This window comes from Stenotrophomonas sp. GD04054, from assembly GCF_029836955.1.
Taxonomy (GTDB): domain Bacteria; phylum Pseudomonadota; class Gammaproteobacteria; order Xanthomonadales; family Xanthomonadaceae; genus Stenotrophomonas; species Stenotrophomonas maltophilia_A.
Window position 1 is genome coordinate 1 of sequence record NZ_JAOECR010000092.1, and the last position, 7297, is coordinate 7297.

Annotated in this window: 10 protein-coding genes; 3 read left to right on the top strand and 7 right to left on the bottom strand. The window is 67.9% G+C overall.

Annotated features, from left to right (window positions below; genetic code table 11):
* Positions 1-167: 167 nt before the first annotated feature.
* The 6 genes from N7573_RS22050 to N7573_RS22075 form a co-directional block, all read right to left on the bottom strand.
* On the bottom strand, positions 168-728 hold the full coding sequence (locus N7573_RS22050; protein ID WP_004139497.1) for a queuosine precursor transporter: 561 nt from the start codon (positions 726-728) through the stop codon (positions 168-170).
* Between the two features lie 75 nt (positions 729-803).
* Positions 804-1319, bottom strand: coding sequence for a hypothetical protein (locus tag N7573_RS22055; RefSeq protein WP_279914000.1), 516 nt, complete (start codon positions 1317-1319; stop codon positions 804-806).
* 32 nt (positions 1320-1351) lie between these two features.
* Positions 1352-1855: a hypothetical protein gene (locus N7573_RS22060; RefSeq protein WP_004139502.1), complete on the bottom strand. Its 504-nt coding sequence runs from the start codon at positions 1853-1855 to the stop codon at positions 1352-1354.
* 19 nt (positions 1856-1874) lie between these two features.
* Positions 1875-2726 (bottom strand): DUF2145 domain-containing protein, encoded by an 852-nt coding sequence (locus tag N7573_RS22065; RefSeq protein ID WP_279913998.1) that lies wholly within the window; start codon positions 2724-2726, stop codon positions 1875-1877.
* 48 nt (positions 2727-2774) lie between these two features.
* On the bottom strand, positions 2775-3008 hold the full coding sequence (locus N7573_RS22070) for a hypothetical protein (protein WP_279913997.1): 234 nt from the start codon (positions 3006-3008) through the stop codon (positions 2775-2777).
* Positions 3009-3207: 199 nt separating this feature from the next.
* On the bottom strand, positions 3208-4173 hold the full coding sequence (locus tag N7573_RS22075; RefSeq protein WP_049421168.1) for a mitochondrial fission ELM1 family protein: 966 nt from the start codon (positions 4171-4173) through the stop codon (positions 3208-3210).
* A gap of 120 nt (positions 4174-4293) precedes the next feature.
* Between N7573_RS22075 and N7573_RS22080 the strand changes: the two genes are divergently transcribed.
* Both N7573_RS22080 and N7573_RS22085 read left to right on the top strand, forming a co-directional pair.
* Positions 4294-4884, top strand: a complete 591-nt coding sequence (locus tag N7573_RS22080) for a malonic semialdehyde reductase (RefSeq protein ID WP_279914024.1) — start codon at positions 4294-4296, stop codon at positions 4882-4884.
* An 86-nt stretch (positions 4885-4970) separates the two neighbouring features.
* A complete protein-coding gene (locus N7573_RS22085; RefSeq protein ID WP_132808959.1) occupies positions 4971-5678 on the top strand; it encodes a YceI family protein in 708 nt (235 codons plus the stop codon).
* Between the two features lie 220 nt (positions 5679-5898).
* Here the strand turns inward: N7573_RS22085 and N7573_RS22090 are convergent, their stop codons facing one another.
* Complete coding sequence (locus tag N7573_RS22090) at positions 5899-6300, bottom strand: hypothetical protein (protein ID WP_197616189.1); 402 nt, start codon at positions 6298-6300, stop codon at positions 5899-5901.
* 210 nt (positions 6301-6510) lie between these two features.
* On the opposite strand from N7573_RS22090, the gene N7573_RS22095 reads away from it, so the two are divergent.
* Positions 6511-7297 (top strand): hypothetical protein (locus tag N7573_RS22095; RefSeq protein ID WP_279943290.1); only part of this gene is annotated, 787 nt, incomplete at its 3' end.

Consider the following 7297-nt stretch of genomic DNA (forward strand, 5'->3'; position numbering starts at 1 on the left):
TACCCAATCAATGGCTCGGCGATGGTCGCCGTTGGTAGGTGCCGACCGTTGGTCGGCACAATCTGTCGGCAGCGATGGGTTCTGCAGGGCGTGCCGACCAACGGTCGGCACCCACCGGGTTCAAGGTGTGTGCCAACCAAGGTTGGCACCTACCAGAGCAACGACGGTCAGCTGGTGGTGCGCAGCGGCGCCATCTTCCACAACAGCGCGCGGAACGGGGCCAGCAGGCAGACGCCGATCGCCAGCTTCACCGCCAGGTCGCCAGCGGCCCAACTCACCCACGGCAGGGTCGAACCGGCAAACGCGATCGACCAGAAAATGGTGGTATCCACCGTCGCGCTGCAGGTGGTGGCCACCATCGGTGCGCGCCACCAGCTGCCACGGCGCAGGCGGTCGAACACGGTGATGTCCAGCAGCTGGGCCACGATGAAGGCCGAGCACGAGGCAATGGCGATGCGCGGGGTGGCCACCCAGATCGAAAGCAGCACCGCCACCGCGAAACCGATCCACGCCACGCGCCGGGCCGGGCCCGGGCCGAAGCGGCGGTTGATCAGGTTGCTGACCAGGAACGCGACCGGATAGCTGAAGGCACCCCAGGTCAGCCAATCGTTGATCGGGTACTGCACCAGTACGTTGGACAGCAGCACCACCGCGCCCATGGCCAGTACCGCCAGCACCAGGGCGCGGGCGGTCAACGGGGCAAACACAGGGGCAGGACGCACGGACATGGCGAGCCAGGGGGACAAAGGGGATCGCCCATTATCCGCCCGGCCCGCGGCAATGCCAAAACCGGCCGTTCAGCTTTACAGCGTTTCGCTCATCACATCGCCGGCGGCATAGGCGGTCGGCACATAGGCCAGCGCCTGGCCCTGCGCGCTCTTCACGGTCCAGCCGGCACCCGCGTCGGTCGGGTCGAAGCGCACCTGCTGGCCGACGACGAAACCGGCAATCGGGTCATCGCCTGCAGCCGCCGGCCATTGCAGCGTTGCGGTCTGGTCGGCCTTGCCGGGCACCTGCAGGTGCACCTGGCGATCACCGGCTGGCGTGGTGGCGACCTGCTTCACTTCCATCGGTGGCAGCGGCACCGCCGGCGTGCGTGCGGCGACCTTGCCGTTGCGCTCGCTGGCCTTGAACGGGGCCTTGGACAGTTCGGCCAGTCCCATCGCCGTGGCCAACGGAATCGACAGCACGATCAGCGACGTGACCAGCACGCTGGTCTGGCCGCTGTTCAACTGCGGCGCGGCGCCGGCATGGACGGTGGGCACCACCAGCGCCGAAAGCAGCAGGGCAGTGGCGGGAACGCGCAGGCAACGGAACATGGAGACCTCCTGGTCAGGGTGGGGACGGCGGCTCAGCGCCGGGTATCGAAGATGTCGCGCGGGCCGGTGGCCTCGGGCAGATATTCCAGTGGACGGCCCTGGTTGTCCTTCAACTGCCATCCCTGGTCGGCGCCGGTCGGTTCGAAGTTCACGGTCTGGCCCACGGTGAACTGCACGGCGGGATCGCCGATGCCGCGCGGGTACTGCATCGATGCGGTGTTCTGCGGATCGTTGGCATCGCGCAGCAGCACTTCGCGGCGGCCATCCACGGTGGTGGCGATCGCGCTCACCTGCATCTGCGGCAGCTTGATCTGCTGCGGGCGGGCCAGCGGCTGGCCAGCGTCGGCGGCATCCTGGGCTTCCTTCGCCGCCGCCGCGCGGGCCGACGTCACCATCTGCGTGGACATCTCCAGGCTCGGTCCCTGCGGGCCCGGGTCGTGGATGATCACGATGCGGCGCTCTGCATGAGCGGCCGTGGACCAGGCCAGGCTTGCGACGATCAGCATCGGCATCAGGACGGCGGGCAGGGTACGCATGTCGTTCTCCTTGCTGGATTCAGGGCGTGGCGGCGGCAGCACCAGCTACCGGCACGTGAGGGATCACCAGTTCCTGCTGCAGCTGGCTGCGCTGGTGCAGGAAGTCGAACACCGATTCCACCGTCACCACCGAATAGTTGCCGGAGATGCGCTCGCCGGCCGGATGGTCAGTGGTGGTGGCGTTGGCCACGAACAGGCGCGCACCCACGCGCTTGCCGAGGCCGATATGCAGCACGCTGGGCTGGTACTTCTGCTGGCGCAGCCACTGCTGCGCCTGTTCGCGCTTGACGATGGCCGGCGCGCCTTCGGTCTGCGCCATCGCCGCGGCCAGCACCTCCAGCACCCACTGGTTGGAGTTCTGGTAGTCGGTGGCAAACGGGTAGGCAACCACGTTGTATTTGGTTTCGTGCAGCGCCTTGGGCTGGATCGACGGCGACACCAGCATCGCTTTCAACGCGGTACGCAGCGGCGCCGAGGGCACGCCGATGCGCAGGTCGGTATGGCCGCCGCTCTCGCCGACGAAGTTGCCCAGCCCTTCGTGGTACAGCTGCGAGCTGTCGGTCTTGCAGCGGTTGAGCAGGTGCATCGCGCGCCAGCGGCCATTGTCCTCACGCACCAGGAAGGCCAGGTGGCTGTGGCGCAGGCCGTAGCGGCTCAGGTCCTGGCCACCGCGCGCGGCCACCACCACGTCCACATCGGGCAGCGCGTCCAGGCGCTCAGCGGTGGTCCAGGCCACGTCCAGCATCGCCGCCTGCGCGGCCACGCTCGGGTAGCGCTCGCGGCATTCGGTGCTGTTGGCCCAGGCCGGTGCGGTCGCCAGCAGGCTGGCGATCAGCAGCGCGGCGCGCGGCAGTCGGGAGAAACGATCCATGTCGATACCTTCAACGGCGGGCAGGCCCGCACGCCGATCATACGCTGCTCAGCGCAGGGGACGATCCACGCCCTTGCGCTGGAGCTCCTTGTCGCAGGCATCGCTGATCGGGGCCACCGGCAGCGGTGGGCGCTGGCCCTTCGGATCGCGCAGCGCCGGTTGTTCGCGGTACGCGTCCAACTGCTGCTGGCATTGATACGAAATCGGATCCAGCTCGGTGGGCGTGGTGGAGCAGGCAGCGAGCAGGGCCAGGGCCAGGGGCAGCAGGAGCAAGGTACGCATGAAGACGTTCAGAGTGATGGGGGAAGCTGGACTCTAACCGCGGTACCGGATCGAAATGTTCAGAAAACGCTGGGCACCCCGGTAGTGCCGGCCGCTGGCCGGCAATGTCAGGATCTTCGGTAGCGCGTAGAGCATTGCCGGCCAGCGGCCGGCACTACCGTGATGCCAGGCGCCGAGGATTGCCGGCCAGCGGCCGGCACTACCCCAATGCCAGGCGCTGTTTCACTTCTGCCGCGATCCGCGCGGTCTCGCGCAGTGGCTCGATGCGGTCGTACTGCCAGTCCAGCCAGTGCGCCTGCAGCCGGCCGCGCTCGCGCAGCTGCTGCTGGAAGCGCGCCAGCCGCCCCTGCACGGTATCGGCCAGCGCCACCATCACCGGCATGCGCGTGGCGCAGGCTTCAGACAGCAGGTTCACCGAATCGGGCGAGACCACCACGCGGTTGGCCCAGCCGAGCAGGCCGCCATAAGGATTCGTACCGTCGCCGCCGTCGCCCCAGATCACGTGCGGCAGGTCGGCGAACGTCGCGCGCAGGATCTCGGCCAAGGCCGGTGGCGTGCGCCGCGAAGTCGTGGCCAGCAGGCTGCCGCCCTCGCTGCGGATCTGCTCGGCCAACGCCTGGAACACGCCCACCATCGCGGTCTCGTCCCAGGGCGCCAGCGGTGTCGGCCCGCCCACCAGCAGCGCGGTGCGCGGGCCGGGCAGGGTACTGAAGCCGGCGAACGCGGCGCGGCCCCAGGCCAGCCAGTCATCGTCCACCGGATTGAGGCTGCCGAGCAAGGTCAGCACGTTGCTGCCACGCAGGGCATCGTGTTCGGGCACCACCACCATGTCCCAGTGGCGGGCATTGATGCGCGGGTCGAGGATCTGCACCACCTGGCTGCCACGTGCGCGCAGCACGCGCAGTGCGCCGGCGGCCTGACGGCCACAGCCGATCGCCAGCGGCGGTGCGTCCGCGGCCAGCGTCGCGAATGCCTCGCCATAGCCGTTCACATCACCGGGCAGCCGCCGCGGCGACAGCCAGCGCCAGGGTGCGCGGGGCTGCAGGACCAGCGGCCGATGGGTGCCCTGGCGCAGCGCAGAGGCCAGCGCGACCGCCTGGCGGACATTGCCCGCACGGCCGTCCGTGACCGTCCAGGGCGCGCTCGATCGTTTCACCTGTGGCATTAATTCGTTTCAGCCCTGCTGGGTGTTGCAACAGTCGCGACACTCTACACTGCGGCTCGTCGTTTCGCCCCGCGCCGCCCGCGGGCACTGACTTCCCTTAGCCGCCCTGGAGATCCACCGATGTCCCACGCGCTCGACGCTGCTGCCCTCGACCAGCTGTTCCGTACTGCCCGCACCCAGAACGCTTTCCTCGACAAGCCGGTCCCGGCCAGCCTGCTGCAGGAACTGTACGACCTGGTGAAGTGGGGCCCGACCGCCGCCAACACCACGCCGGCCCGCTTCGTCTTCGTCACCTCGAAGGACGCGAAGGCCAAGCTGGCCCCGGCCCTGTCCGAAGGCAACCACGACAAGACCATGGCCGCCCCGGTCACCGTCATCATCGGCTTCGACCTGGACTTCCACGAGAAGCTGCCGTACCTGTTCCCGCACACCGATGCCAAGGCCTGGTTCGACGGCCCGCAGGAAGGCCGCCACGAAGCCGCCATCCGCAACGGCAGCCTGCAGGGCGCCTACCTGATCCTGGCCGCACGCGCGCTGGGCCTGGATGCCGGCCCGATGTCGGGCTTCGATGCCGCCAAGGTGGATGAAGCCTTCTTCGCCGGCACCTCCATCAAGTCGAATTTCCTGGTCAACCTGGGTTACGGTGACTCGGCGGGCCTGTTCCCGCGTCTGCCGCGCCTGTCGTTCGACGAAGCGGCGCGCATCGCGTAAGTCGTTGTATCGGTTTCGGGCCTGCCGTCCCGTGGCAGGCTCTTGCTGCACCGTGTACCCACCCTACGATCCGGAGAGTTCCTCAGATGAGCGCCACCCGTAAACTGCTGCTGCCGCTGGCCCTGACCCTGGCCATCGCCGCCTGCTCCAAGCCGGCCGACACCGCTGCCCCGGCTGCTGACGCTGCCGCCCCGGCCACCACCGAACAGGCTGCCACCCCGGCTGCCGATGCCGCTGCCGCTGCGCCGGCCGCCGAAGCGATCAAGATCGCCTCGGGCACCTACAAGCTGGACCCGACCCACACCGACGTGCTGGCCCAGTGGAGCCACTTCGGCTTCTCCAACCCGAGCGCGCACTTCGGCAACGTTGAAGGCACCCTGGTGTACAACGCCGAAGACGTGACCAAGTCCACCGTGGAAGTGAAGCTGCCGCTGAGCGGCCTGAACAGCTTCACCGCCAAGTTCGACGAGCACCTGAAGAGCGCCGACTTCTTCGACGCCTCCAAGTTCGCCGATGCCACCTTCAAGAGCACCAAGGTGGAAGCCGCTGGCACCAACAAGCTGACCGTCACCGGCGACCTGACCATCAAGGGCATCACCAAGCCGGTCACCCTGGACGTCACCGTCAACGGCGGCGGCGAGCACCCGATGGCCAAGGTTCCGGCCGCCGGCTTCGATGCCACCACCACCCTGAAGCGCAGCGATTTCGGCGTCGGCGCGTATGCCCCGAACGTCAGCGATGAAGTGAAGATCCGCATCACCACCGAAGCCACCGGCGAAAAGCCGGCGGCTTGATGCACCGCACTCACTCGTCGTGAGAAGGCAGAAGGCCCGCTGAAAAGCGGGCCTTCTTTTTGGGTTCTGGTAGAGCCGGCCGCTGGCCGGCTGCATGCTAGGTGCCCGATGCTGATGGGGTTGCCGGCCAGCGGCCGGCACTACCCGGTAGGTGCCAACCTGCATCTGGTAGGTGCGGACCTGCATCTGGTGGGTGCGGACCGTTGGTCCGCACGATCCCTCAGCGCAGCGCGCCCAACCATGCCACGCACGCTTCGCTCGGGCTCTGCTTGGCCCTCACCGCCAGCCCGCTCACGCGCACGAAGGTCTGCGCGGCCTGCGCCACCACCTGACGTGCGATCAGCGCGGCCTGCTTGGTCGCGGCCTGCTGCTTGCGCAGCTGCACGATGTTGATCGAAGGCCGGCCCACCGGCGCGTACTTCTGGTCGCGGCGCAGCACATCGGCCACCTGTGCCACTTCGAATTCGGCCTGCAGGTAGCGGTGTTGTGCCTCCACCAGCTCACGCAGCGGTACGCGCAGGGCAGCGGTGTCGGCGAAGGCGGCCAGTGCCGCGTCGCAGGCGGCGTCATCGGCAAAGCGGGTACGCAGCGCATCCACGCTGGCCAGGGTCAGTTTGGCCATGTGGCCCTCGTTGCTGCAGGAAAGGAGCGCGATTGTCGCATTGCTTGGCGTGCTCCGGGCCGGGAGGCTTTCGCTTTGGTAGAGTCGACTGTCAGTCAACTGCTCTTGGCGCGATGCCGGAAACCCCCGCGCTGCGCGCGATAGTCGACTGACAGTCGACTCTACCTGGCTGGCATTTCAGGCGCAGCCGCATCCACGGAAGGAAGACCCATGCAGGACACGCAGTACTGGTTGAACGAATTCTGGACGGGCCTGAGCGTGCTCGACCTGGTGGGCGGCAGCCTGCTCGGCACGCTGCTGGGCCTGGTGCTGGGCATCTTTGCCTGGCGCTGGCTGCACCGCCGCGGTTGGCTGCAGCGGCGCAAGCGCTGGCATCACTGGCTGCTGGCCAGCTACGTGGTGCTGCTACCGCTGGCCACCGCCTTCTTCGGCCTGCAGCTGGGCTTTACTGCTGGCGCGCACCGCGCGCTGTTCAAGCAGCTCGATCATTTCCAGCCGCACCTGCAGACCCTGGTGGAAGGCTGGAGCGAAGGCTTCACCGATTCGCTGGACGACCCGCGCATGCGCGAGGCATTGCGCAGCCAGGGCACGGTGGGGGATGTGGCCGATACCATCGCTTCGGCCTACCTCAGCGAACATCCGTTGCCCGGTCTTGATCGTCTTGGCAACGGCCCGTTGGCGCGCGGCACCGGTTGGGTGATCGGCAAAGTGCGCGAAGGCCTGCTGCGCGGCATGGTGGAAGACACGCTGGTGGACAAGGCCGGCACGCTCGGCCTGGAGCCCAAGGTGGTGCGCGAGGCGCTGACCATGCATGTGGATGAGCTGCTGCACACCCGTGGCGTGCTGCGACTGGTGAAGGCGCAGATCAACAGCATGATGCCCGGCGTGTACTTCGGGCTGCTGTTGCCGTTGCTGATCATCGCGCTGCTGGTGGCGCTGGAGATCTGGGCCGCGCAGCGGTTCGGGTGGACGCGGCAGGTGGCATCCAACGCGGTAG